The sequence below is a fragment of the Haladaptatus sp. DJG-WS-42 genome, from assembly GCF_037198285.1.
In the GTDB taxonomy this organism is placed as follows: Archaea; Halobacteriota; Halobacteria; order Halobacteriales; family Halococcaceae; genus QDMS2.
In genome coordinates this window covers 335,724-359,364 of record NZ_CP147243.1, presented here as the reverse complement: position 1 = coordinate 359,364, position 23,641 = coordinate 335,724, and the positions used below count along the sequence as shown (strand labels likewise).

Annotated in this window: 24 protein-coding genes; 11 read left to right on the top strand and 13 right to left on the bottom strand. The window is 60.7% G+C overall.

Annotation, left to right across the window (positions count from 1 at the left end):
* Positions 1–47 precede the first annotated feature (47 nt).
* The 4 genes from V5N47_RS01885 to V5N47_RS01870 all read right to left on the bottom strand — a co-directional run bounded on the left by V5N47_RS01885 (position 48) and on the right by V5N47_RS01870 (position 5,980).
* Positions 48–2,477: an ATP-dependent DNA helicase gene (locus V5N47_RS01885; protein WP_338729158.1), complete on the bottom strand. Its 2,430-nt coding sequence runs from the start codon at positions 2,475–2,477 to the stop codon at positions 48–50.
* Positions 2,478–2,503: 26 nt separating this feature from the next.
* Positions 2,504–3,196, bottom strand: coding sequence for an RAD55 family ATPase (locus V5N47_RS01880; RefSeq protein WP_338729157.1), 693 nt, complete (start codon positions 3,194–3,196; stop codon positions 2,504–2,506).
* Positions 3,180–3,770 (bottom strand): response regulator, encoded by a 591-nt coding sequence (locus tag V5N47_RS01875; protein WP_338729156.1) that lies wholly within the window; start codon positions 3,768–3,770, stop codon positions 3,180–3,182. Before V5N47_RS01875 ends, V5N47_RS01880 begins: the two co-directional genes overlap by 17 nt.
* 95 nt (positions 3,771–3,865) lie before the next feature.
* Entirely contained in the window at positions 3,866–5,980 is a 2,115-nt protein-coding gene (locus V5N47_RS01870; RefSeq protein ID WP_338729155.1) for an AAA family ATPase, read from the bottom strand.
* Between the two features lie 77 nt (positions 5,981–6,057).
* On the opposite strand from V5N47_RS01870, the gene V5N47_RS01865 reads away from it, so the two are divergent.
* Positions 6,058–6,192, top strand: coding sequence for a hypothetical protein (locus V5N47_RS01865; protein ID WP_338729154.1), 135 nt, complete (start codon positions 6,058–6,060; stop codon positions 6,190–6,192).
* Here V5N47_RS01865 and V5N47_RS01860 read toward each other — a convergent pair whose 3' ends face one another.
* A complete protein-coding gene (locus V5N47_RS01860) occupies positions 6,193–6,633 on the bottom strand; it encodes a DUF5796 family protein (protein ID WP_338729153.1) in 441 nt (146 codons plus the stop codon).
* A gap of 105 nt (positions 6,634–6,738) precedes the next feature.
* Here V5N47_RS01860 and V5N47_RS01855 point away from each other — a divergent pair, with 105 nt between their 5' ends.
* From V5N47_RS01855 to V5N47_RS01845, 3 genes are all read left to right on the top strand, one after another.
* The gene (locus V5N47_RS01855) at positions 6,739–7,584 is read left to right on the top strand and encodes a shikimate kinase (RefSeq protein ID WP_338729152.1); all 846 of its coding nucleotides are present in this window, start codon (positions 6,739–6,741) and stop codon (positions 7,582–7,584) included.
* Positions 7,542–7,847: a chorismate mutase gene (locus V5N47_RS01850; protein WP_338729151.1), complete on the top strand. Its 306-nt coding sequence runs from the start codon at positions 7,542–7,544 to the stop codon at positions 7,845–7,847. Before V5N47_RS01855 ends, V5N47_RS01850 begins: the two co-directional genes overlap by 43 nt.
* A 129-nt stretch (positions 7,848–7,976) precedes the next feature.
* The gene (locus V5N47_RS01845; RefSeq protein WP_338729150.1) at positions 7,977–8,609 is read left to right on the top strand and encodes a methyltransferase domain-containing protein; all 633 of its coding nucleotides are present in this window, start codon (positions 7,977–7,979) and stop codon (positions 8,607–8,609) included.
* Positions 8,610–8,720: 111 nt separating this feature from the next.
* On the opposite strand, the gene V5N47_RS01840 is transcribed toward V5N47_RS01845, so the two are convergent.
* On the bottom strand, positions 8,721–8,960 hold the full coding sequence (locus V5N47_RS01840) for a hypothetical protein (RefSeq protein ID WP_338729149.1): 240 nt from the start codon (positions 8,958–8,960) through the stop codon (positions 8,721–8,723).
* A gap of 108 nt (positions 8,961–9,068) precedes the next feature.
* Between V5N47_RS01840 and V5N47_RS01835 the strand changes: the two genes are divergently transcribed.
* Positions 9,069–9,497, top strand: a complete 429-nt coding sequence (locus V5N47_RS01835; RefSeq protein WP_338729148.1) for a hypothetical protein — start codon at positions 9,069–9,071, stop codon at positions 9,495–9,497.
* Positions 9,498–9,545: 48 nt separating this feature from the next.
* On the opposite strand, the gene V5N47_RS01830 is transcribed toward V5N47_RS01835, so the two are convergent.
* Complete coding sequence (locus V5N47_RS01830; RefSeq protein WP_338729147.1) at positions 9,546–10,751, bottom strand: CBS domain-containing protein; 1,206 nt, start codon at positions 10,749–10,751, stop codon at positions 9,546–9,548.
* Positions 10,752–10,937: 186 nt separating this feature from the next.
* On the opposite strand from V5N47_RS01830, the gene V5N47_RS01825 reads away from it, so the two are divergent.
* From V5N47_RS01825 to V5N47_RS01815, 3 genes are all read left to right on the top strand, one after another.
* Positions 10,938–11,606, top strand: a complete 669-nt coding sequence (locus tag V5N47_RS01825; protein ID WP_338729146.1) for an SdpI family protein — start codon at positions 10,938–10,940, stop codon at positions 11,604–11,606.
* 164 nt (positions 11,607–11,770) lie between these two features.
* Positions 11,771–12,238 (top strand): GNAT family N-acetyltransferase, encoded by a 468-nt coding sequence (locus V5N47_RS01820; protein WP_338729145.1) that lies wholly within the window; start codon positions 11,771–11,773, stop codon positions 12,236–12,238.
* A 207-nt stretch (positions 12,239–12,445) separates the two neighbouring features.
* Positions 12,446–14,254, top strand: a complete 1,809-nt coding sequence (locus V5N47_RS01815) for an SLC13 family permease (protein WP_338730324.1) — start codon at positions 12,446–12,448, stop codon at positions 14,252–14,254.
* A 234-nt stretch (positions 14,255–14,488) separates the two neighbouring features.
* Here the strand turns inward: V5N47_RS01815 and V5N47_RS01810 are convergent, their stop codons facing one another.
* Complete coding sequence (locus tag V5N47_RS01810) at positions 14,489–15,169, bottom strand: carbonic anhydrase (protein ID WP_338729144.1); 681 nt, start codon at positions 15,167–15,169, stop codon at positions 14,489–14,491.
* 137 nt (positions 15,170–15,306) lie between these two features.
* A complete protein-coding gene (locus tag V5N47_RS01805) occupies positions 15,307–16,113 on the bottom strand; it encodes an AAC(3) family N-acetyltransferase (RefSeq protein WP_338729143.1) in 807 nt (268 codons plus the stop codon).
* A gap of 144 nt (positions 16,114–16,257) precedes the next feature.
* Here V5N47_RS01805 and V5N47_RS01800 point away from each other — a divergent pair, with 144 nt between their 5' ends.
* Positions 16,258–16,701, top strand: coding sequence for an ester cyclase (locus tag V5N47_RS01800; protein ID WP_338729141.1), 444 nt, complete (start codon positions 16,258–16,260; stop codon positions 16,699–16,701).
* Between the two features lie 22 nt (positions 16,702–16,723).
* Here V5N47_RS01800 and surE read toward each other — a convergent pair whose 3' ends face one another.
* The 4 genes from surE to V5N47_RS01780 are packed head-to-tail and all read right to left on the bottom strand — an operon-like array spanning position 16,724 to position 20,877.
* Entirely contained in the window at positions 16,724–17,494 is a 771-nt protein-coding gene (surE, locus tag V5N47_RS01795) for a 5'/3'-nucleotidase SurE (protein ID WP_338730323.1), read from the bottom strand.
* A 45-nt stretch (positions 17,495–17,539) separates the two neighbouring features.
* Positions 17,540–18,937 (bottom strand): class I SAM-dependent methyltransferase, encoded by a 1,398-nt coding sequence (locus V5N47_RS01790; protein WP_338729140.1) that lies wholly within the window; start codon positions 18,935–18,937, stop codon positions 17,540–17,542.
* The gene (locus tag V5N47_RS01785) at positions 18,934–19,665 is read right to left on the bottom strand and encodes a prephenate dehydrogenase/arogenate dehydrogenase family protein (RefSeq protein WP_338729139.1); all 732 of its coding nucleotides are present in this window, start codon (positions 19,663–19,665) and stop codon (positions 18,934–18,936) included. The genes V5N47_RS01790 and V5N47_RS01785 overlap by 4 nt, the downstream gene beginning before the upstream one ends.
* 39 nt (positions 19,666–19,704) lie before the next feature.
* Positions 19,705–20,877, bottom strand: coding sequence for a Xaa-Pro peptidase family protein (locus V5N47_RS01780; protein WP_338729138.1), 1,173 nt, complete (start codon positions 20,875–20,877; stop codon positions 19,705–19,707).
* 111 nt (positions 20,878–20,988) lie between these two features.
* Here V5N47_RS01780 and aroA point away from each other — a divergent pair, with 111 nt between their 5' ends.
* Positions 20,989–22,281 carry a 3-phosphoshikimate 1-carboxyvinyltransferase gene (gene aroA / locus V5N47_RS01775; RefSeq protein WP_338729137.1) on the top strand — a complete coding sequence of 431 codons (1,293 nt, stop codon included), beginning with the start codon at positions 20,989–20,991 and terminating at the stop codon, positions 22,279–22,281.
* Positions 22,282–22,332: 51 nt separating this feature from the next.
* Complete coding sequence (locus tag V5N47_RS01770; protein ID WP_338729136.1) at positions 22,333–23,604, top strand: alkaline phosphatase family protein; 1,272 nt, start codon at positions 22,333–22,335, stop codon at positions 23,602–23,604.
* Positions 23,605–23,641 lie beyond the last annotated feature (37 nt).

Sequence of the window (23,641 nt, the reverse complement as noted above, 5' to 3'; positions counted from 1 at the left end):
CACATAGTAAACAATTGACGTGATTATATACTAAGGTATCGGTTCGTTCACGAATTCCCCGTTCTGTTCCAAAATTGTTCAATCTGCGCGGACAGGAACATTGGCGTCATCCGTACTTGCTCGGTCCGCTCTTCGGCAGACAGACACGCACGAACGTCATCGCGTCTCGTCGTCTCGCAGTAGCGTTGGTCGATGAGCGCGCGCACACCGCGTTCGTCTGGCCCGCGAATCACGCGACCAAGCGCCTGTCGCGTGCGGCGAACCGCAGGAACCGTGAGTGCGTAGGTGAAGGCGTTCTCGGGACCGAACGCCTCTGCGTAGGCGAACCGAACCGCCCGCACGCGCGGCGACCGCGTGTTCACGAGCGGGACGCCAACGACCGCACACGTGGCGAGTTTGTCGCCGTCATAATCGACACCCTCGGTGAGCGTCCCCCGCGTACTCGTGACGAGCACCTTTTCGCCACCGTCGAAAAACGACTGTTTCAAGCGTTCTGTGTCCTCGTTCGACGAGCTTTCGTCCACGAGAACGGGCTTCGAAACGTCCTCCCGCAGCCGAGCCGCCGCCCACGTCGCTTCTCGGTAGTTCGGCATGCAGATGAGAACGTTCCCCGGACTGCGGGCGAGTTCGCGCAGCGCGTAGGCGTACTCCTCGCGAACGGTGTTGTCCTCACCCGCGGTTGGCGACCCGCGATTTCGCGCGGTAAACGGCGTCAGGTCAACGCCCCACGTCGCGCGGTTTTCGGGTGGGAACCGAAGGTCGAACGTGTGGGCATCGACGGGGCGATCTGGATCGAAGTCAGCGAGGCCAACGACCTCTTGGAACACGTTCAGTGGTTCGAGCGTCGCGCTCATCAACACGCCACCGCCAACGGTGTTGAATATCTCTCTGCACTCCTCAGACGGGAGGCAGTTGTACATGACAAGCGCGGGCGTGAACGCGCGTTCCCAGACGTTCGCTGTCTCGCCGAGTTCCTTTGGAGAATGTTCAAGGACGAGTTCGCGGAAGTAGGTGGCTCGACTGTTCTCCCACCAGCCCGTCATGAGCGTCCCAACCGCGCCACAGACGGTGCTTCGATTCGGCTCGATTTCTTCGAGGATGGCATCGACGGCCACGCCGAGCGGTCCCATCGCCTGCCAGAGGCGTTCGCCATACCCCTCTGCTTTGGCCCACGTCGAGAGGTCATCTACGTCCTCGCTCTCTGGCGGCCTGAGCGGGATTTCGATGTCTTCTTCGGGGAAATCGTCGTACTGAATCGCCCGCTGCCAGTCGTCGAACTCCTCGTCTAAGTGAGCAGTAATGCGTTCGTCCATCCAGTCCATGACGGCGTTGTAAAACTCGATGGCGCGGTGGACGTGGTCGAGCGACACTTCGTAGGTGCCGAGGGCTTCGTTCACCTCCATCTTGTGCTCGCGTGTCTTGCTCGCGTGTTTGGTGAGCATCTGGAGGTCGCCGCGTGCCCGCCGCAACGAGTGGAGGCCAACGCGGTCTGAAAGGATGTCGCGGACGCGCTCTTCGACGCGGTGGGCTTCGTCAACGATGACGAACGTGTTTTCGTCCAGAATCGCGTCGGTGAGCACCCGCGTCTGGCCGTCGAACAGGTGCATGTAGTTCCCGATGACGACTTCTGCGTTCCCGAGAAGCACTTGCATCACGCGGTGGGGACAGGTGCCGTGTTCGACCGACTGGGGAAGCAACTCGTTGATGGTCACGACGCCGTTTTCGCCGTGCTCGAAACCGACGGGCGAGCCCTTATCGCGAGCGTACCAGTCGGCCTCGAACGGACAGTAGAGCGGGCCGTTGCCGGTGTCCGAATCAAGCACCTCGTCGGGCGCGGTTGGTTGGTGGGTTGGATACGGTGATTTCGCACCGGCGGTTTCGAGGGTGGCCGTGTTGAGCGACTGCCACGTCTCTGCGTCCTGTCTCGCAGCGGCGGCGAGTTTCTCTGCGCGCGCGGGGTCCCACCATTTCTCTGCATCCTCACGCACGCCCGAAATGGCGCTCTCTTTCGGAAGCCCTCCTTTCTCGCCGTCGTTGAGTTTCACGAGCGAACTGGTGTGGTCTCTGAGGTCTTCACATCGGTCGTGGACGCTCGCGTCGTCGGGAAAAATTCCTTCGCGCTCGTAGGGACAAAGGTCACCCTTGCTGTCGAGCGCAACTGCAGAAAGTGGGTCGTCGCGGCCTTCGTTGAGCGCGCGCATATCCGAAACGAACTGCGCGAGTTGCTGTTTGACCGGCGTCACGACGACCACGCGGTCGTAGAGGTCTGTTTCGCGGACCAGATAGGAGGCAGCGGTGAGCGCGGCCATCGTCTTGCCCGTGCCACACGGGCCTTCGAAGACGAAGTAGCCTTTCCCCTTTGCCGTCCGGATGGTGCGCTCTATGACCTTCGCCTGCTGGTCGTAGGGGGCGTCGAAGCCGAAGTAGTCGCGCCAGTCTGCGTCGTCAACTTCTGCCACCCCCGGCTGGTCACTCATTCGACTGCGGAGTAGCGCGCCATCGCCTAAGAGTGATTGGGTTCGTACGCCGCCCACTTCGTGCGCTTGCCGCCGAGACCAACCACGCGCATCTCGATACCGGTGTCGCTCTCACGGAGTTCGATCATGCCGTCGAACACCTGCTTGATGGTGTTTATGGCCTGTGCGTCGTGTGCGCCGGTATCTAAGGTGAAGACGCCGAGATAGCCAACCGCTTCCAGTCGGGCAGTGAGTACGTGACAGAACTTGAACACCGTCCGAACTTCGACATACGAGAGCAGTGTCGAAACGGAGTCGAGGGCGAGTCTCGTTCGCGTGATGCCGTTCTGGCTGAACCGCTGCATGAACTGCGAGATACCGATACCAATGCCCGTCAGGTCGCCCGGTGATGCAACTGAGTGGACGAACTCGTCTTTTGCAGAGCCACCCGATTCACGTGACTCCACGATACCGAGCGACTTTCGATCGAGGTTCGGAACCAGCTTTGTGAAATCTTTGGTGATGGTGTCTGCGCCGCGGTCTGTCGAGACGATGACGTTCCCCTCTCCGTTTGTGGCACCTTGTGCGAGGATGGACAACGCCAGTTCTCGCTTCCCGCTCATCGGCGGCCCGGCTATCAGAATGTTCGTGCCCGGTGGGACGTGGAGCGTCTCCTCGGGGAGAATTTCCTCCAGCTCGTAGCCCGTTTGTTCTTCGTCTGTGTTACGATTGGTCTCCATTCATACCCCCCAAATCTCGAAGTGCGCTGATAAACGATGTCTCGTCGGTGAACCCACCTTGCGTCTCATCCAGCCGTGCTTCCACGTCCGCTAGCTTGGCTTCGAGTTCGTTGTATGCGTCGTTTTGTTCGAGTTCTTCGATACGTTTCCCGGTCATAAGCGCTGCTTTCGTCTCTGCGAGCGCGTAGTATTCTTGTAGGAGTCCAGAGTAGGTCGCTCGCTCTACGAGACTATCGACGGTGTCGTGTAATTGGTGTTTGCTCACCGGCTTGCTGAGATAGGCATCGAATCCCATGTCGATAATGTCGAAATCCGGCTCTACGGCCGTCACCATCGCCACTCGGCAGTTGAGGTCGCGCTCACGGATTGTCGAGAGCACTTCGTCTCCAGAGAGCCCCGGCATCATTCGGTCAAGGAGGACAACGTCTACCTCTTCGGTGATGGCTGAAAGCGCTTCACGGCCGTTATTTGCAACGGTCACGTCATACTTGCCACTGAGCCAAATCTCGTACGTTTCTGCCACGTCAGCTTCGTCTTCGACAACGAGAATGACTGGCCTGTCTTCGTCACCCATCAGTTCTGTTACAACGTTCGTCCCCACTGTCAAAGCATTACTGTTTTTATTACTGTCATCTTAAGCAACCAAACTGCAGGCGACACGGCCTCTACTTAGGTCAACGAGGGCTCTACCTGCTCTACGGCCTGTGTGAAGTGGCTTGCGCGAATCTCCAACTCGTCTGCGCGGCTTGTTGCGGCTTCCGGACCGTTTTCTGCGGCAAACTCCCGAATCGCGTACATCGCAGCCTGTCGAACCACCGACCGCAGGTCTGCCCCCGAGTAGCCACGGGTGTCCGTGGCCAGTTTCTCTGCATCCACATCGGCTGCAAGCGGCTTGCCTGCGAGGTGCACCGCGAGAATCGCCCGACGGGCGGCTTCGTCCGGTGCGGGCACCTCGATGTGCGTCTCTAACCGACCCGCGCGAACGAGCGCCGGGTCGAGGACCTCCCGTCGATTCGTGGCTGCAAGCACCATCAGGTTCGGGTTGTCAACGACGCCGTCCATCTCGGTGAGCAGTTGCGAGACGACGCGCTCGGTCACCTCGTGGCTGTCGTCTCTGCGCGCAGCAATCGCATCGATTTCGTCGAAGAAGATGATTGCGGGGGCGGCCTGTCGCGCCCGGTCGAACACCTTTCGGACGGCTTTCTCTGACTCCCCGACGTAGCGGTCGAGTAGCTCCGGTCCGGCAACCCGGATAAAGTTCACTCCACTCTCGCCAGCGAGCGCGCGCGCAAGCAGCGTTTTTCCAGTGCCGGGCGGCCCGTACAACAGCACGCCAGAGGGCGGGTCGGTGTTCGCCGCCTCGAACAGCGCGCCGTATTCGAGCGGCCAGATGACCGCCTCCTCTAAGGTTTGCTTTGCCGCTTCAAGCCCACCAACCGCGCTGAAGTCCACGTTCGGCGTCTCTGCCACGTACTCGCGCATCGCTGACGGGTCAACCACCGCGAGCGCGGATTCAAAGTCGGCGCGCGAGACGGTGAGCGGCGTGCCGTCTTCCCGGCCGCGAAGCGCGTGCATCGCTGCTTCCGTGGCGAGCGTTTTCAAGTCCGCGCCAACGAAGCCATGGGTACGCTTTGCGAGCAGTGCCACGTCCACGTCGTCCGCGAGTGGCATCCCACGGGTGTGGACGTCGAGAATTTCGCGCCGTCCTTCGATGCCGGGGACGCCAATTTCGATTTCACGGTCGAACCGCCCGCCGCGGCGCAAGGCGGAGTCGATAGCATCAACGCGGTTGGTCGCGCCGATGACGACGACCTGTCCGCGGTCCTCAAGCCCGTCAAGGAGGGTGAGCAACTGGGCGACGACACGGGTTTCCATGTCGGCGTCGTCGTCGCGGGTGCCCGCAATCGAGTCGATTTCGTCGATGAAGATGATGGCTGGCGCGTTTGCAGTCGCCGTCTCGAACGCTTCGCGCAGTTTCTCCTCTGACTCACCCTTGTACTTCGAGACGATTTCCGGCCCAGAAATCACCGAGAAGTGGGCATTCACTTCGTTTGCCACCGCTTTGGCGATGAGCGTTTTGCCCGTGCCGGGCGGCCCGTAGAGCAGGACGCCTTTCGGCGGGTCGATGCCCAACTGGGTGAACAGCTCCGGCTCTGAGAGCGGAAGCTCAATCATCTCTCTGACCTGCTCTAGCTCGTCATCTAAGCCGCCGATGTCCTCGTAGTTGACACCCGAATCGTCTGTTGTCACGGGGCGTGCAGCCTGCTTCGGTGCGGTGGTACTCGGTTCGAGCAAGACAAGGCGCGTCTGTCCCGTCACCCGAACCATCCCGTCAGGCTGGGTTCGAGTCACGGAAAGTGAGCCGTTGCCGAGTCGCGGGACGTGAAGCTGTTCGCCTGCGGTGAGCGGCCGGTCTACGAGCGCGTCGCGGATGGCTCGTGTCGCCTCGTCGTCGTCGGCAAACTCGTGTTCGGGGGTGATTTCGACCATCGCGGCGTCTGCCACGTCAACCGGTCGAACCTGCACCTCGTCGCCGATGTTGACCCCGGCGTTCGCGCGGGTGTCGGCGTCGATTCTAACCGCTTTTTTCGAGAGGCCAGCACCTGCAGGCCACACTTTTGCGACGGTTGCGGCGGTTCCTTCGATGATGACCGTGTCACCACTCAGGACGCCGAGTGTCCGCCGTGCGGCTTCGGGAAGGCGTGCGACACCCCGTCCCGCGTCGCGTTTTTCGGCACTCTGCACCGTGAGCGTGAGCCCCTCGTCTCGCACACCCGAACTCATACTCTTCCCTTGCGGCCCCGCGCTCTTTACGGTTCGCTCGGAGAAACGAATTTATCGATACGCGACAGTTCATACCTATGGTCTCAACGACCGAGCGCGACAACATGACCTGGTATGAGTGTGACCACTGCGGACTCATGTTCGATGTCGAAGAAGACGCGCGCCAACACGAGGAAAACTGTGAGGGTGAGGGAGCCGACTACATTCAGTAATCAGTCGTCTGTGGGTGGAGCCACGATTTCGAACGAGCGTTCGCCCATGTCGTCCTCTTCGAAGACGAACACACGGCCGCGAACCGTCTCCGGGTCTGCTTCGACTTCGACGCGGAAGCCACCAGCATCGCGGATAGTCACGCCGGGGAAAATAGCGGTCTCTTCGTCCTCTGCCAACAGGACGCGCCCAACGCCCGTCGATTCGAGGATCTCGTCTGCCGTATTGCGGTCGTTCACGTAGACGACGACGCCCTCGGTCTCCGTCGGGTCGGTGACGAGGATGTGAACGTCTTTGGCTGGAGCGGTTTTGACCGTCCCTTCGACCTTCGCGGGAATCCCGTTGTAGAACACCTCTCTGCCATCTGTGTAGTGGACGACGATGCCCCCCTCGGTGAGTTCGATACCGAGCGTTTCGGGCGAGATGTCGTTGCGCAGGCTCATACGATTCCTACTGCACTCCCCGGCAAAAACCCGGCGTTGTCAGGCGGCTAAATCCGCGCCAACCGCCACGCGTAAGTAGGCGGGTAGGGGAGGAGAACCTGTATCATGGAGGGCACGGCAGCAGCACCCGCCGCTGGAACCATCCTCAACGCACTCGCGACGGGGACGGGCGCGGCGTTCGCCATCGACCGCTACACCACCGCACACGTCAGCCTCGAAGCGGAGACTGGCGTGACCGGCGAAGTAGACGGCGCACCAGACGCCGACACGCGACTCATCGAGCGGTGTGTCGAACTCGTCACCGAACAGTTCGGGACCGGCGAAGGCGGCCACGTCCGCACCGAGAGCGACGTGCCGATGGCCTCAGGACTCAAGAGTTCGAGCGCCGCCGCGAACGCGACGGTGCTCGCCACACTCGCCGCCCTCGACACCGACATCGACAGAGAAGCCGCCGCGCGCATTGGCGTGCAAGCCGCCCGCGACGTGGGCGTCACCGTCACCGGCGCGTTCGACGACGCGAGCGCGAGCATGCTCGGCGGCGTCACCGTCACCGACAACACGAAAGATGAACTCCTCCACCGCGAGGCAGTCGAATGGGACGTACTCGTCTGGACGCCCGACGAACAGTCGTTCAGCGCAGACGCAGACGTGGCGCGATGTAAGCAGATTGCGCCGATGGCAGACCTCGTCGCCGACCTCGCCCTTTCGGGCGAGTACGAACGCGCGATGACCGTAAACGGCCTCGCCTTTTGTGCCGCCCTCGACTTCCCAACCGACCCACTGGTCGAAGCAATGCCCCTCTCGCGGGGCGTCTCGCTGTCGGGGACGGGGCCGAGCTTTACGGCCGTTGGCGACCGAGAGACACTGGAACGACTCGAAGACCACTGGAGCAACCGAGACGGAAACACATGGCTAACGACAACACAGAATCACGGCGCGACACAGAAGTGACGCTCGACGAACACCGCCAAGAAATCGAAGACATCGACCGCGAACTGGTCGAACTCATCGCCCGGCGCACCTACGTCGCGGACACGATTGCGCAGGTGAAAGCGGATTTGGACTTGCCGACCACCGACGAGGCCCAAGAAGACAAAGTGATGGAGCGCGCCGGGAAGAACGCAGAGCGCTTCGAGGTGGACGCGAATCTCGTGAAAGCGATTTTCCGGTTGCTCATCGAGTTGAACAAGGTCGAACAGCGCGAAAAGCGGTAACAAACAACGAATTATTCGGAAACGCATTCGGAAACGCAGGCAGAGCGAAGGTTCGACGCCGCTTCACAAACCTGTCAACGATAACTCTTGGAACCCTTATCTGTCCACCGGCGCTACGGCTGCGTAGCCATGAACGAACCGGAGGGCGACTCTCACGGCTACACGCCGATGGATTACGACGAAGACAGCGCGGCGGACGAGGCGTACCAGACCTGCGTTTCGTACATCGTCGAACACGCTCCAATCGGACGCGACGATACGGTGGTTGACATGGGGACGGGAACCGGAATTGTCGCACTCAAACTCGCATCGAAGTGCGAACGCGTCCTTGGTCGAGACATCTACGAAGAGTGGCTTCGATATGCTCGACAGAAGGCGGAGCAGAGAGGCGTCGAAAACGTCTCGTTCGACCACGGGTCGTTTCGGGAACCGAACGTAGACGTTGCGGTGGATGTCGTCGTCGCAAGTTACGCACTCTACATGGCGTACGACGAGGGTGGTGAAGAGGAGTTACGGGCCGCAATCGAGGGCATTTCGTCACTGAATCCCCGCCACTTCGTCGTTGCCGACAAGATGTTCTTCGGGCCACCGGAATCTCGTGGCGACTACGAGACACTCCCGCAAATGGGGACTGTTGCGAACCTGCTCGCCGATGCGGGCTACACGCTCACCGACGTGAAAATCGTCAGTGACTCCGTGGGCGTCCTCGTCGCAACTCGAACGAATGGATACCCAGACGAACGAAATGGCCTCCGAGCGTAATTCTTCCGCCATGCGAGCGAAAGCGGTGAAATAGACGAACGCTGGAACATCAGTCGGAAGCCTGACGGCTGTACCGGGACTGTCAAATCCGCGACTCTCGGTAGCGAGACGTCAGTCTTCGAACGGTTCGTCGGACTGTTCGTACTGAATCGAAAGCGTCCCGGGTGCTGCGTGTCTGGCTGCGTCACGGATTGCTCTAAATTCGTCGAGCATCTGGCTCAGACTGGCTTTTCCATCCTCGATGTCCTGCGTTTCCTCTCGGAGTGCATCATACACCCGTTCGACGAGGAGTCTGACTGCTTCTGCGTCCGATTTCGAATCAATCTCGAAAATAGCTGCGTAGTTTGGCATGCGACTAGTTGGCACTCTGGAAAGAAAACTATGGCCACTCCCCGCATCTCATCGAACTACGAGTGACGCCGGGTAAACGTTGATTGGCGTTGCACTCCTCTAGGTTGCATGGCTGAATTCCCCGACGAGAGACAACTCGTACTTAGAGCGCGTTCTCACTTAGAGCAGTGGCGAAACAGTGCTCGGACGCAGGCCTACACTGAACTATTCACCGGTGAGACGCCACTGCTCTCCCCCGACGATGTACGGCTGCTTGATGCGCTCGACTCCGCGTTGGAGCGACACGGTGGTGATGGCGTGTGGGGCACTGACGAGTACGGAATCCACACGGCTGGAACTGCGAGTTCAGACCACTCGATTGGCGTTGTTTGCGTCTATCATCCACAGGTTACCAAAGACTCTGTGCTACAGGGGATTGATGGGCTCGACGACCAGACTGAAGAACGACTCAACGCAGCGCTCTGGCGCTATAGCGAGCGCGTTGCGACACTCATCGAAGAACAACTCGACGAGTTCATTCAACAAACACAACACTGACGCGACGTTCCATGGAAGCGCATCTGACCCATCCGCTAAAAACGAAGGTTACCCACCGAGCCACCAGCCGTAGAGGTGCTGTTGTTCTTCTGCGTCTGGGTGCTTCTTCGATTGGCCGTAGGTTTTCCCCTTGAGAACTTGGCGTTCGACCGCATTCGCCGCAAGACGGAGCGCGTGGGTAGCACCGTAGCCCTCCCCTTCGGCTGTGAAGTAGCCACGGTTTGTAACCAGTCGAATCCGTGCCAGCACCAACGGCACCCCTCGACTCTGTTCTTTGTGCTCATGGAGCTCGATACTGGCCTTGATCACACGCATCTCTCCGTAGTTCGCTGTCAGGTTCTCGATTAGCGCGGACACGTCGTCGTAGTCCATGTCTTCGAGCAAGTCAAGCCCGAACACTTGCACGGCCCGTCGATTGTCTTGCTCCCAGGTGAGTGCCTCGATGACGTCCGTTTTCGTGATGATACCGACCGGTTCGTCGGTTCCATCGGCGACGACGACGAGCGAGGAGATCTCCTGTTCGAACATCGTTTCGACCACCTCATCGAGCGGTGTCTTTCGCCGAACCGTTACGACCACATCCGACATCAAATTTCCCACCGGCAAATCGAGCATCCGGTCGCTGCCTCCGCCACGCGCGCCAAAGCCGCCATGGCTCTCGCTCCCGCCGCGACCGCCGAACGTCCCCGACGAGCCACCTTGACTCTTATTCCCGCCCCGTGTCGTGAAGTCGATGACATCGTAGAGACTCACGATTCCCACGAGTGTGGTGTCGTCTACGATTGGGAGGTGGTCAATACGCGCCTCTCGTAAGATGTTGAGGGCTTTCCCGATCGTCGTCTCGGGGGATGCACTGATCAACGCTTCCGTGTAGGCATCAGCGACCGTGACGGCGTCAAGAAACGGTCGCACAGCCTCCAATACTGCATCTGCTGTCACGACACCATAGATGCGGGTATCATCGAGCACGGGGAGTGTTTTGGCCTCACTCCCAATCATGAGTCGCGCGACTTCGCGGACGTCCTCAGTGCGATCGACGGCCGGTACGTGTTGTACCTGTGAGCCGACCTTTGCAGAGGGCTGGTTTGACGACGCGGCTAGCTGTCGGCGGCTGACGATTCCCTGATAAGCGTCACCATCCGTCACGATAACTGCGTTCAGTTCTTGATTCTCGAACGCGCCTGCCACCTTCGAAAGCGGTGTTCCAATGTCGAACTCGGTGAACTCTGTGGAAACAATCTCAGAAATGTCCATTGTGTAACTCCCGATAGAAGTAGGACGCTTCGACGGTTATCTCTGTCTCACTCCACAGACACGAGCAGGTTCTAGTTGGTGTGCTTCAGGTCACCGTTGTCCTGCGATATACCACACAGGGGTAACTCGTCTGTCCTTTCAGGGTTAGCCTCTTCGTTCATTACCACTGCAGTCGTATCAATTCACATGAATACGCGGCAGCGGTTTGCGATTGCGGCGGGGTTCGTCTTGGTGGCTGCACTTGTGGGAATTCTCGCGGCACCGTCGCTTCCCGACCGGCTCGTCACCCACTGGAACGCCGCGGGAGTGCCAAACGATACGATGTCGAAGCCGGTTGCACTTGCGTTCGCGCCGGTTCTCGCTGCGCTCTTGCTCGCGCTTTTCGCTGCCATCCCGCGCATCGACCCCCGCCGCGAGAATATCCAGTCGTTTCGGCCGTACTACGACTGGCTGGTCGTCATCATCACGGGATTCATCGCTCTTGTCCACGTCGGCGTCATCGCGTTCAACCTCGGCTACGAGTTCGACTTCACGTTGCTCATCCTCGCGGCGGTCGCCTTCCTCTTCTATTACATTGGCATCCTGCTCACCCACGCAGAACGCAACTGGTTCGTCGGCGTCCGCACGCCGTGGACGCTCAGCAGCGACGTGGTGTGGACCCGAACCCACGTGCTCGCGGGTCGGCTGTTCAAACTCACCGCCGTCATCTCGCTGGTTGGGCTCCTGTTCGGGGAGTACGCCATCTACTTCCTGCTCGTGCCCGCGCTGGTGACGAGTGCGATTACCGTGGTGTATTCGTACTACCTGTACGAGCAGGTAGAGCGAGGTACTGACCCGTCCACTGACAGCCTCTGAGTGGATGAATCTCTGAAAAATCAAGCCGTTGCTCACTCGGCGACGAGTTGTTCGTGGTACTGTTTATTTGTTGATCTCCGAATGAGATTCCTGCCACGAGAGTGAGACGGGTATGGGAAAAGGATAGATTGCTCGCGTATCAATACGACTACACGAGTGTGAAAATGCACCTGAAAGAAGCCACTGAAACCGATATTCCCACGCTCATCGAGTGCTGGTACGCCCTCGCCACCGACAATGAGCCATACTCTCCGTTCAACGAATTAGTGTACGACAGTCAAGCCGAGGTTTCAGCAGACGGGTTTAGAAACCACCTCGAACGCGACGACATCACCAACTACCTCATCGACGTAGATGGCGAGACGATTGGCTTTGTCACTCTCCGCGACGGAACACACTCCTCACGTCAGTACTCGCGCTATCTCAAGATTGTGAACCTCTATATCAAAGATGCCTACCAAAGCCGTGGCCACGGCACGCGCGTCGTAGAGAATGTAACGGAACTGGCTCACGCGGCCGACTGCGACCACCCCAAAGTCTCCTGTGAGTGGCGAAACGACGGTGCGAGACGGTTTTACCGGGATACGGGCTTCGAGGAAAAGCAGGTGACGTTCGTCCAATCCATCGAATAACCTCCCACTCACCATCCTCGCTCGCGGCATTCCGCCACATGCCATCGGCCGGGAGGGGCCAAGAACTGCCTCCGTCCACGACCAGACTGGACTGTGACCGACGCGGATACCAGCGTTTTTCCCTCGCTACCCCCTCCGTTGTGTATGTCTCTCTTAGCGCCCGCGCTGGCGGTGGCCGCTGTGGCTTCGACGCCAGTGACGGGTGAAATGCTCGTCGTTTTCGCGCTCATTGCGCTCGCGCTCTTTTTGTTTGCCACTGAGTGGTTCCCCATTGACGTCACCGCCATCATCGTGATGGTGCTGTTGATGGTGCTCGAACCGTGGACGCAGGTTTCTGCACAGGAAGGTATCTCGGGGTTTTCGAGTCCCGCCACCATCACCGTCCTCGCCATGCTCATCTTGAGTACGGGCATCAACCGAACCGGTATCGTCCAACTCCTCGGCCGGAAGATGGCCTCGTTTGCGGGCACTGACCAGCGAAAACAACTCGCTGCGACCATCGGCGTCACCGGGCCGATTTCTGGCTTCGTGAACAACACGCCCGTCGTCGCCATCTTGGTTCCCGTGATTGCAGACCTCGCCCACAAGGGGAAAACGTCGCCCTCAAAACTGCTCATGCCGCTTTCGTTCGCGTCGATGTTCGGGGGGATGTTGACGCTCATCGGTACGTCGACGAACATTCTGGCGAGCGACATCGTGGCACGGCTCGGCGCAGAGAACCCCGCGAGCGGGCTGCACGCCTACGGTATGTTCGAGTTCACCAAACTCGGCATCGTCGTGTTCGCGGTCGGGGCGCTCTATCTCATGACGGTGGGCGTCTGGCTGATTCCGAAACGCGTGCCCGCAGAGGAGGACTTGGTCGAGGAGTATGCCCTCCAAGAATACCTCGCAGACGTGGTCGTCCCGGCCGAGTCATCGTTAATCGGCCAGACGGTCGAAGAAGCGCTCGGTGACGCCGAACTCGACATTGACGTGCTCCAGTTGATTCGCTACGGCGAGCAGTTTTCAGAGCCCCTCGCTCGCAAGGAGATTCACGAAAACGACACCCTTCGGGTCAGGACGAACCGCGAGACGCTCGAACGGCTCATGGACGCAGAGGGCGTCCAGTTCGTCGGTGGGCCGCGAACCGAAGACGACCTCCACCCCGGCGAAGAAGAGCCAGTGCTCGTCGAAGTCGTCATCCCTTCTGGGTCATTCCTCGTCGGCGAGACGCTCGCCAGTTCGACGTTTCGCCAGCGCTACGACGCGAACGTCCTCGCCTTCCGGAGCCGGGGGAAAGTCGTCCGCGACCGATTCGAGGATATTCGTATCCGGGTCGGTGACACGGTTCTCGTCCAAGCGCCACCCGACAGCCTCACCCGCCTCGTCCAAAACGAGGACTTCATCGTCGCCCACGAGTTCGAGGACGTGAACTACCGCAGCGACAAAATCCCGTTCGCCGTCGCCATCGTCGCGGGCGTCGTTGCACTCCCCGCGCTGAACATCCTTCCAATCGTCGTCTCCGCGCTCGCGGGCGTGGTGGCGATGATTCTGAGCGGCGTCCTCAAACCGAACGAACTCTACAAATCCGTCGAGTGGAACGTCATCTTCCTGCTCGCCGGCGTCATCCCGCTCGGCATCGCCCTCCAGCAGACCGGTGCGGCCGCCCTCCTCGGCAACGCCGTCGCCTCTACTGCGACGTTCCTGCCTGCCATTGGCGTGCTCTGGGTACTGTATCTGGCAACCGGGCTGTTGACGAGCGTCATCAGTAACAACGCGAGCGTTGTGCTCATGATTCCCGTCGCGGCGAGTGCTGCTCAGTCCATTGGGGCAAACGCCTTTGCGTTCGTGCTCGCGGTGACGTTCGCCGCCTCGACGGCGTTCATGACGCCCGTTGGCTACCAGACCAACCTGTTCGTCTACGGGCCGGGCGGCTACACGTTCTCCGACTTCATCCGCGTCGGCGCGCCCCTCCAGTTGCTCCTCTCGATTGTCACGGTGCTCGGAATCGCCTTTTTCTGGGGCGTCCGCGTCTAAGCGCAGGTGACTGGCGTCAGACCCTGTGGGTACTCTCGGGATTTACGACCTAAAAAATCTCGTCGCAGGCCTCAGACTGATACTATCTTTACGTACCTGCGCTCGATTTCTTCGAGCGAGAACTCCTTTCCGTGCTGTTCTTTGACGTGCTCTTGGGCGACTTGTCGTGCTTCGTTGTTCCCACCTTCACCCTTGAGGGCGAGGACCGGGAGCCCTCGCGGATGCTCGGACGCCCTAGTACTCCCAGAGCCGCCGAATCCGTGATTCGATCTCCGGGTGTGCTTCACGCAGGGTTTCGACATTCGTCTCGCCGTTTACGTTGATGACGTGGACTTCGCCGCGCCGGTCTGAGTACACGTCTTGGAAGTCGTAGACGACTCCGACGATGTCAACGCCGTCGGGGATGTCGTCGCTCGCTTCGAGGAACTCGATTTGCCGGTCAACGTTGTACTCGACGAGCCGGTTGATTGCGCCGCTCCGGCTCACGTCGTCCGGGAGCGCGTCCACGCCAGATTCGAGGTGTGGCGCTAAGAGCGCCAGACAGTGTTCGATACCCGCTGGTTCCGAGACTTCGCCAGTCAGCGCGTCGTAGGTCGCGGTTACCGCCCCACAGCCGGTGTGCCCGACGACGACGATGGTGTCCGTGCCGGTGTGTTCGACGGGATAGAGCACGTCGCCGGAGACGACCTCACCCGCTGTGGTTTCTTGGACGACGCGATTGCCGATGTTCCCACATGTGAAGATCCGGCCGGGCTCGTCGTTGCCCCAGATGTGGTCCTGAAGGACGCGCGAATCAGAACAACAGACGGTGACGACGGCCGGGTGTTGGGCGTCTTGAACGTCGTCGAATCGGTTCTGGAACTCGTTTGCGTGCTCTGCATTGTTCTGCAATAGCTCGATGAACGCCGGGCGCATACGTGTGACAATCTGCTGTTCGCAAATATGTGCTTCTGTTTTCCACCCTCCTCGGTAGTACCTTTTTGTCACTCTCCTCGTCTCCTCCGAACTGATACGCGTTCACCACGCGCGTTTGATTTTCTAAAAGCGCCGCCCTATCGGTGGGATTCGAACCACTCGATTGCGTAGTCAACGAGTGCCTGTTGGTCTACGAGTTTCACGTCAGCGGCGGCGACGGTACCTTCGGTGAGGCCACCGTCGGTCTCGAAATCGGCGCCGAGTTCCTCGAAGTCGTCTGTGTTCATTTCAATGTCATCGAACTCGACGACGACGCGCTCACCGTCTCGTTCGACGGGCGCGCGCTCGGTGACGGTCTCTTTCTCGAAGTTTGCGGGATATTCTCCGAGGTGGAGCGACGTGTTGTTCGCGTGGCCAACGCCGAGGAGGAGGATTTTCCCGCCCCGGTCGTAGATGCGCGCAAGCGGTGAGCCTTCACCGAGACCGTAGTCGAACTCGTGGTCAGAAACGACGGCCGATGCCCCAGCACCCCACGCAGCAAAGGAGGTGATAGGGTGGGCGCTTCGCTGGACGTCCGCGTAGTTCCGGAAACACTCCCCGATTGCGCCCATCCCCCGCGTTGGGGTGCTTTCGGGTCTAAACGGCGGCATCTCCTCGTTGATACTCTCGACCCAATGGTCTGGAACCGGCGGTGCTTCCCAGTGTTCGGGATTCGTGTACTGCGAAGTAAACGACGGCATGACGAGCGTGCCCCGTTCCGTGAGCACCTGCTGAAGCGCGTCGATGACGGCTGTTGGCCCGCCAACGACCCACCCGAGGGAACTCAGCGACGAGTGGACAAGCAGCGTATCACCGGCCTCGATACCGAGTGCGCGAAAATCCGCAGCAAGCGACGAGACAGTTGCGGGCGACTCCACCTTCTCGATGGCGTCGGATTCAGACATACAAACTCGTCACCAAGGTGTGCCTTCAGTGTTTGTTTCCGGCTCTGAAAAGTCGCGTTTTCCTGCTAATTTATCAACGGTTTTCTCACTCCCCATCCAATATGTACCTTCAGGCTCGTTTGCGAGCCAGATGAGGGGTGACTCATGGCAACGATAGACGTACTCAGTGCAAATAAAGCGCTCGTCCGGCGCGAGATGCAAGAGGTATGGAACGAAGACAAACTGGACGTACTCGATGAACTGTACGCGCCCGACGTGAAAGTCGGTACCCGACGGATGGGCGACCCGGCACCGCTCGTCGCGCTCTCCGACATCAAAGCCGTCCACCGCGAGTGGGACGAGGGCTTCCCAGACGCGAACGTCAGAGTGAACGAACTGGCCGCAGAGGGTGATGTGGTGTTCGCCTGGTGGACGATAACCGGCACGCACACGGGACAGTTCCGTGGGTACAAGCCGACCGGAAACGAGATTGCCGTCGATGGCTTCAGCGTCCGGAAAATCAAAGACGGGCGGGTTGTCGAAATGAAAGACAGCGCGAGTATGACGTCGCTGCTCGACCAGATTGGCGTACAGATTCCACCAAGCTAACGCCTTCTCACAGCTTTTTCGGTTACAGGTACGTTTCAGCCAGCGCGTCGAGCGCCTCGTGGTGCTCGGTCGTGTGCGGGGCGGTGAGCGGTGAGACGCTGATTCGTCCATCGACGACGGCACGGCGGTCGCTCCCACGCGGGTCGGGGATGTCGCCTTCGGCCATCTTCTCCCAGATGCGGTCGTGGAGCGTCACGGTTTCGCCGTTTTGCTCTGCGTCCATCTGATAGACGTGGGACGGTCTGGTGATTTCCATGTCCGCAGGCTCGTCGCCGGGCATGGGGGCGTTTACGTTGAGGTAATCTGCGTGGTCGAACACGCCCGCGTTGAGCGCGTGGGCCGTGAGATATTCGGCCGCACGGACGGCCTCGCGGTAGGAGTGTGCGGTCTCTTGGTGTTTCTTAAACGCCTTCCATCCGCCGGGGATGTAGAGCGAGACCGCGATGGCTGGAATCCCGAAGAAGGCGGCTTCGACGGCGGCGCTTACCGTCCCCGAGCGCCCAAGGACGTACTCGCCGAGGTTCGCACCGCGATTGATTCCGGCGACGACAATGTCAGGGTCGGGGCCGAGCGATTGCACCCCGGCCACCACACAGTCGGCTGGCGTCCCCTCGATTGCGTAGCCGAGTTCGTGGTCGTGGATGCGAACCTCCCGCGACATCTTCCGCCCGACAGCGCTCTGATCTTCTTTGGGGGCCACAGCCGTCACGTTCCCCACCGCAGAGAGCGCATCGTACAGCACGCGAAACCCCGTGCTGTCGATGCCGTCGTCGTTGGTCAACAGAATCTCCATGCTCATAGCACACATGCGGTCGCCTGCCGCAAAAACACCCCGCCCTCAGGCAGGCATCGCATCGACCGTCGTTTTGCCGTCCACGACGAGGTTGTACGCCTCCTCGTCGTCGTTCCAGAGGACGAGCACGTTTTCGAAGATGAGCAAGTCACCGTACTCTGCATCTTTGAGCGGCGCGTTCGTCGTCGTCTCTTGGGTACGTACCGCGTAGTGGTCGATCTGCTCAGAGCCGTCACCAATCTTGTAGAGTTGGTGGGCATCCTCCGCAGAAAGCGAGTGACTCAGCTTTACTGCGAGCACATCGATGCGTTTGGTGACGTGCTTTTCCATCTCGTTCATCCGCGCGAATAGGTTGATGTTCGGCTCGATGTCGAGGCGCTGGTCGTCGTCGTGTCGCAGCACGGTCCACGAGTACTGCACGTCTGTGTTGATGAACTCGCCGTAGCCACCGCCCGCCTCATCGAGTTTCTTCTGGAAGGCCGGAATCTCAAGGTCTGGTTGCACGTCGAACGACCAGCCCTCGTCTGCGGGGGCGAATCCGGGCCAGATGCGAACGGCTGGCCCCCACACTGACAGGCCGTTTTCGACCGTGCGCTCGACCTCGCGCAGGCCGATGCTCGTGTTTCTGTCGGCGGGCGCGATGGCGACAATCGAGCCGTCCTCTGCGAGGTGTTTCGCGTACTTTTTGACGACTGAAACGGGGTCGTCGAGTTCGCTGAGAACGTTCGAAAACAACACGATGTCGTAGGTTTCACTCGGCGCGAACGCTTCTGCGGTCTCGCGGTGGAGTTCGGTTCTGAAGGTGTCTCGCGTCTCTGCGAGCATGTGCTCGAACACGTCTGCGCCAGCGCTCGGTTCGAGCGCGTGGTAATCCACGAGCGCGTCGTCGGGGAATAGGTCGTGGATGCCGAGCGCTGGGCCGCCCGCACCTGCGCCCACATCTAAAATCCGGGTGTGTTCGCTCAGCAGCCCGTGGCGAAGCATATCTGCGAACACGTACTGTGCCGTCGCGTAGTAGTCGGGCAGATGGTAGACGGCGTAGCCGAGCGCGGCGTCCGCATCGTATTCGACCGGGTTCTGGGCGAAGTAGTCCTCTTTCAGCTTTCGGATGTTGTAGCGGAGCACGTCGCCGCCCTCCCCGGAGGGCCAACCCGCACCGAATCGGCTGACGACGAAGTCTTCTACGCGCGCGGAGTACTCGGCTGGAAACGCCTTCACGCCGTGGAAGGTGGTCGAAATCGGCTCGTCTGCGGCGGGGACGAACGTGCCGTCTTCTGTTTCGACAATCCCGAGCTCGACAGAATGCTCGCGGAGCACCTGTCGGACGACTGCAGGGTGTGGTTCGCCATCAACGTATTCGTAAATCTCGTCGGGGTCGATTGGTCTGACGGCGCGAAGATACTTTGCGTTCTCTACGACTTGTGTGCGGTGTTCTTGTTTCATCGTCGTGATTTGCGATAGAGGCGTTCTACGGTCTCTGGGTCTGCGTCTGCGAGTTCTCTGGCGGCGGCAGCGACTGCTTCTGCGCCCTCGAACGTGTCTTGAATCTCTGCGTACACCTGTGGTGTGCCCGAGGTCACCTGGTCTACGAGCGAAAACAGCCCCTCTGAGATGGGCGTGTGAAATTCGTCAGGGACGTCGTCTGCGGCGAGCGCGAACGCGAGGATGGCGGCGTGTGTTTTCGCCTGCACCGTTTCCATCGCCGTATCGTGTTCTTCGGCGGTGGTCTCGAACAGCGAGTTGCCCGCGGCTTCGAGGGCTTTTCTGAGGCGGGCAGTGACCGGTCCTGCGTTGTTCGAGGCGGCGGCAATCGTCCCGGGGGCGTTGGCCGGCCCGAACAGCGGGTGGAGGCTCCAGTGCTCTACGTCGGGGGCGTGGGTCGCCATCGCAGCGAGCGGTTTCGCCATCACGCCGCTCAAATCGAGGAGCGCCCGGGTTGCTTTGTCTGCGTGTGCAGCGATTGCGTGTTCGACCACGGAGATGGGGACGGCCACGCAGACGGCGTCGAAGCGGTCGTCGGTATCGAGTGAGACGGCCCGGCCACCGATTTCGGCGGCAGCGTCCGCTGCTGCCGCGGGGTCGGTGTCAGCAAAGGCCAGCTCACATTCGTCGGCGACGCTTTCTGCAAACCAGCGGCCCATCGCGCCCGCACCGACGACCAGCAGTTCCATGTCTGCGACGTATCCGCGCGGGAGCAAAAAGGGGTTCGTTTAGTCGAGGACGAACGTTTTCGGATAGTCGGTCAGATTCTCGTAGCCGTCTTCGGTGACGACGATGATGTCCTCGATGCGGACGCCACCGACGTCTGGGTCGTACAGGCCGGGTTCGATGGTGATGATGTGGCCGGGTTTGAGTTCCTCACCACGCGGGCTAACCGAGGGCATCTCGTGGATGTCGAGACCAACGCCGTGACCCGTCGAGTGGATGAAGCCGACTTCGGTGGTGTCGTCTGCGCGGAGCGTCGGGTAGCCCGCCTCCTCGTAGATGTCACAGACCACGTCGTGTACCTCCTTGCCGGTCGCACCGGGTTTCACGGCGTCGAGAGCGGCTTCGAGGGCAACGTCTGTAACGTCGTACCACGCTTGCAGCTCGTCGCTCGGCGTTCCCTTGACGAACGTCCGGGTCATGTCGGCGAAGTACTTGCTCTCCTTACCGCGCGGGAAGATGTCCACGATGATAGACTCCTCGGCGAGCAGCGGGCCACTGCCCCGGTCGTGGGGGTCTGCGGCGTCTACGCCACAGGCGACGATGGTTTCGTCTAGCGCACAGCCGTGGCGGAGGAGGGTCAGCTCGATTTCTTGGCGGACGCGCTCTGAGGTGAGCGGTTCGCCCTCGTGATAGAGGACGCCGTCTTCGACCGACGCCTCGCTGATGAGGGTTTCTGCGGTTTTCATCGCCTGCTCGTTTGCCTTCTGGGCGGCGCGTACGTGGGCGATTTCCTGCGGGAGTTTGACGGCGCGAATGTCGCGGAGCACGTCATCGTCGTCCGCGGTGACCTCGACACCCTGTCCGCGCAGGCCGTCGCCGTGGCCGAGCGGAAAGTCGGTGGGGACGAGCACGGAGGACACGTCGTGGGAGTCGAGGAAGTTCGTCCAGACGCGGTGGGTCGCTTCGGCCGGGCCGTACTCGTCGACAAGTTCGCGGTAGCCAAACTCACTCCCGCGAGCGAGGGTGGCCGCACCGCTCTCTTTTTTTGCCCGGCCGTATTCGAGCGGCGAGACGAACAGGTGCACGTCGCCGTCGTAGAGCGTGAGGAACGGGTCTGGGGCGTCGAATCCGGAGAGGTAGCGCTGGTTCGAGTCGTCGCTTGCGGCGTAGATGAGAAAGCCATCTGCTCCCGCCGAATCGAGGGCGGCGTCGAGTTCGGAAAAGTCCGGTTGCATACTCACGGGTGGGTGAGCGATGGCTAAAATCCTACCGGGGCAACCCCGTGGCGACTGGCAGCTCTCTCCGTCTCCGGTATCCTGATACCGAGTGGTCACATCTACCCAACCATGGACGTTGACATCTCGAATTCGACCGTTGCCGGGCGGGCAAAAGCCCCGCCATCGAAGAGTTACTCCCACCGCGCAATCCTCGCCGCGGGCTACGCAGACGGCGCGCTCATCTACGACCCGCTCATGAGCGCCGACACCAAGGCGACCATCCGCGCAGTCGAAGCCTTCGGCGGAAGCGTCGAAGAAATCGACGGCGGCCTCGACGTCTCCGGCTTCGGCGGCAAACCGGGCACACCTGGCGACATCATCGACTGCGCCAACAGCGGGACGACGATGCGCCTCGTGACGGCCACTGCCGCGCTCGCGGACGGCATCACCGTGCTCACGGGCGACCGTTCGCTTCGCTCCCGGCCACAAGGCCCGCTCCTCTCCGCGCTCACCGAACTCGGCGCGAGAGCAGAGAGCACCCGCGACAACGGACAGGCGCCGCTCGCAATTCGCGGCCCACTCGCGGGCGGCGAAGTCTCAATTCCGGGCGACGTCTCCTCGCAATACATCACCGCACTCCTGATGGCGGGTGCGACCACCGAACAGGGCATCGGGGTTCACTTAGAAACCGAACTCAAGTCCGCACCGTACGTCGATATTACGCTCGAAGTGCTCGCCGCGTTCGGCATTGACGCGGAACCTACGCCCGACGGCTTCGCGGTCGCGGGCGGCCAGTCCTACGAACCCGAAGACGGCGAGTACCACGTCCCCGGCGACTTTTCCTCTATGTCCTACCTGCTCGCCGCGGGCGCGCTCGCCGCAGAAGACGAACTCATCGTCACGGGCGCACACCCGAGCGCACAGGGCGACAGCGCCATCGTGGACGTGCTCCTCGGCATGGGTGCGGACATCGAGTGGGACGACGATGACGGCATCATCACGATTCGACAATCCGACCTCACGGGCATCGAGTTCGACGTGGGCGACACGCCCGATTTGCTCCCGACCATCGCCACGCTCGGCGCGGTCGCAGACGGGGACACCAAAATCACGAACTGCGAACACGTCCGATTCAAGGAGACCGACCGCGTGAGCGCGATGGCAGAAGAACTCACGAAGCTGGGCGCATCCGTCACCGAACGGCAGGACGAACTCATCATCCACGGCGGCGACTCTGACCTGTCTGGTGCGACTGTCGAAGGCAAAGATGATCACCGAATCATCATGTCCCTCGCCGTCGCGGGCCTCGCCGCGGAGGGGACGACGAAAATCAAAGGCGCAGAACACGTCGACGTGTCGTTCCCCAACTTCTTCGATGTGCTGTACGATTTGGGCGCACGCGTAGACCAGCGCCTCGGCTAAGATTCTGTCTTACCGGAATCCTCTTTTCGCTCCCTCGTCCACGTGGTGGCAATGCGACAGGACGACGTTGCCGCCGACCTTCTCGACCACTTCTCGGAAGATGGTTTTCTCTTCCCCGACTACAACGGATTTTGCTTCGCAAACGTTCCTGATACGATTCTCTCGCTTTTCGATGCCCCGACGCGGCGCACCCTTCCAAATGATGTATTCACTGGCATCAAAACCGACGCAGACCACGTCGTCGTGGTGCTCGTAGACGGCTTTGGCTACGAGCAGTGGACGCGCGACCAGCACAAATACGACTTTCTCGACACGCTCGCAAAACAGGGCACGGTGACGCCGCTCACCTCCACGTACCCCTCTGAGACCGCTGCCGCCATCACGACCGTCTCGACGGGAACCCAGCCGGTCGAACATGGCTTACTCGGGTGGTTCCAGTACTACGAGGAACTGGCACAAGTTCTCCTGACGCTTCCGTTTTCGACTCTCGATGGCGACTATGTGCCCGAGAACTTCGACGGACTTGACGGCCGCTTCCTCTTTTCGTCGCCCGAGCAGACGGTGTACGAGCGCGCCCGCGATGCGGGTGTCTCCCCGCACGTCGTCATGCCAGAGCGCATCTCCCGCTCCGAACACTCGAAACTCGCTATGGCTGGCGCGAGTGTGTCGGGGTACGGTGACCTCGCACACATGGGCCGTCTCATTCGGAAAACACTCCAGTCGGCGGACGGGTCGAGTTACACTTACGCCTACATCCCGCACGTGGACGCCGTCTCGCACCAGCACGGCACGGAATCACCTGAGTACGAGAAGATGGTCTCGAAAGTTACGGGGCACATCCAACGCGAACTCGTCGAACGGGTAGCCCCCGCAGTCGCTGAAAACACGCTCCTCGTCGTCACCGCAGACCACGGGCATCTCGACACCGACCCTGAAACGAACGTTGCCCTCGACACCATCGACGGACTCAGCGACCACCTGAAACGCGGCCCCGACGGCGAGCCAATCCCTGCGGTCGGCAGCGGGCGGAATCTCCAGTTCCACGTCCGCGACGGCCACGTTGAAGCACTGCGCGACCTGCTCGAAGCCGAACTGGATGTGAAAACGTTCGACCGCGAGGAGTACACGGCGCGGGGGTTGTTCGGTGACCGCGAGCCATCGGCGCACTTCGAAGCGCACGCCCCCGACCTCGTGGCCGTTCCACGCGACAAACTCGTCTGGTACAACGACGGCGAACTCGACCAAATCGGCTCACACGGCGGGTTGAGTCCCGAAGAAATGCTGTGTCCGTTTGCGGTTTGCCGCCTCGCTTCCCTCCAGTAAGCGGCAACTTTGCGCCACGTCCTGTAAACACTAAATG

Excerpts from the sequence above, each read along its gene's own strand:
- V5N47_RS01885 (WP_338729158.1), bottom strand. The coding sequence starts at position 2,477 with ATGAGTGACCAGCCGGGGGTGGCAGAAGTTGACGACGCAGACTGGCGC.
- V5N47_RS01880 (WP_338729157.1), bottom strand. The coding sequence starts at position 3,196 with ATGGAGACCAATCGTAACACAGACGAAGAACAAACGGGCTACGAGCTG.
- V5N47_RS01875 (WP_338729156.1), bottom strand. The coding sequence starts at position 3,770 with ATGGGTGACGAAGACAGGCCAGTCATTCTCGTTGTCGAAGACGAAGCT.
- V5N47_RS01870 (WP_338729155.1), bottom strand. The coding sequence starts at position 5,980 with ATGAGTTCGGGTGTGCGAGACGAGGGGCTCACGCTCACGGTGCAGAGT.
- V5N47_RS01865 (WP_338729154.1), top strand. The coding sequence starts at position 6,058 with ATGGTCTCAACGACCGAGCGCGACAACATGACCTGGTATGAGTGTGAC.
- V5N47_RS01860 (WP_338729153.1), bottom strand. The coding sequence starts at position 6,633 with ATGAGCCTGCGCAACGACATCTCGCCCGAAACGCTCGGTATCGAACTC.
- V5N47_RS01855 (WP_338729152.1), top strand. The coding sequence starts at position 6,739 with ATGGAGGGCACGGCAGCAGCACCCGCCGCTGGAACCATCCTCAACGCA.
- V5N47_RS01850 (WP_338729151.1), top strand. The coding sequence starts at position 7,542 with ATGGCTAACGACAACACAGAATCACGGCGCGACACAGAAGTGACGCTC.
- V5N47_RS01845 (WP_338729150.1), top strand. The coding sequence starts at position 7,977 with ATGAACGAACCGGAGGGCGACTCTCACGGCTACACGCCGATGGATTAC.
- V5N47_RS01840 (WP_338729149.1), bottom strand. The coding sequence starts at position 8,960 with ATGCCAAACTACGCAGCTATTTTCGAGATTGATTCGAAATCGGACGCA.
- V5N47_RS01835 (WP_338729148.1), top strand. The coding sequence starts at position 9,069 with ATGGCTGAATTCCCCGACGAGAGACAACTCGTACTTAGAGCGCGTTCT.
- V5N47_RS01830 (WP_338729147.1), bottom strand. The coding sequence starts at position 10,751 with ATGGACATTTCTGAGATTGTTTCCACAGAGTTCACCGAGTTCGACATT.
- V5N47_RS01825 (WP_338729146.1), top strand. The coding sequence starts at position 10,938 with ATGAATACGCGGCAGCGGTTTGCGATTGCGGCGGGGTTCGTCTTGGTG.
- V5N47_RS01820 (WP_338729145.1), top strand. The coding sequence starts at position 11,771 with ATGCACCTGAAAGAAGCCACTGAAACCGATATTCCCACGCTCATCGAG.
- V5N47_RS01815 (WP_338730324.1), top strand. The coding sequence starts at position 12,446 with ATGCTCGTCGTTTTCGCGCTCATTGCGCTCGCGCTCTTTTTGTTTGCC.
- V5N47_RS01810 (WP_338729144.1), bottom strand. The coding sequence starts at position 15,169 with ATGCGCCCGGCGTTCATCGAGCTATTGCAGAACAATGCAGAGCACGCA.
- V5N47_RS01805 (WP_338729143.1), bottom strand. The coding sequence starts at position 16,113 with ATGTCTGAATCCGACGCCATCGAGAAGGTGGAGTCGCCCGCAACTGTC.
- V5N47_RS01800 (WP_338729141.1), top strand. The coding sequence starts at position 16,258 with ATGGCAACGATAGACGTACTCAGTGCAAATAAAGCGCTCGTCCGGCGC.
- surE (WP_338730323.1), bottom strand. The coding sequence starts at position 17,494 with ATGGAGATTCTGTTGACCAACGACGACGGCATCGACAGCACGGGGTTT.
- V5N47_RS01790 (WP_338729140.1), bottom strand. The coding sequence starts at position 18,937 with ATGAAACAAGAACACCGCACACAAGTCGTAGAGAACGCAAAGTATCTT.
- V5N47_RS01785 (WP_338729139.1), bottom strand. The coding sequence starts at position 19,665 with ATGGAACTGCTGGTCGTCGGTGCGGGCGCGATGGGCCGCTGGTTTGCA.
- V5N47_RS01780 (WP_338729138.1), bottom strand. The coding sequence starts at position 20,877 with ATGCAACCGGACTTTTCCGAACTCGACGCCGCCCTCGATTCGGCGGGA.
- aroA (WP_338729137.1), top strand. The coding sequence starts at position 20,989 with ATGGACGTTGACATCTCGAATTCGACCGTTGCCGGGCGGGCAAAAGCC.
- V5N47_RS01770 (WP_338729136.1), top strand. The coding sequence starts at position 22,333 with ATGCGACAGGACGACGTTGCCGCCGACCTTCTCGACCACTTCTCGGAA.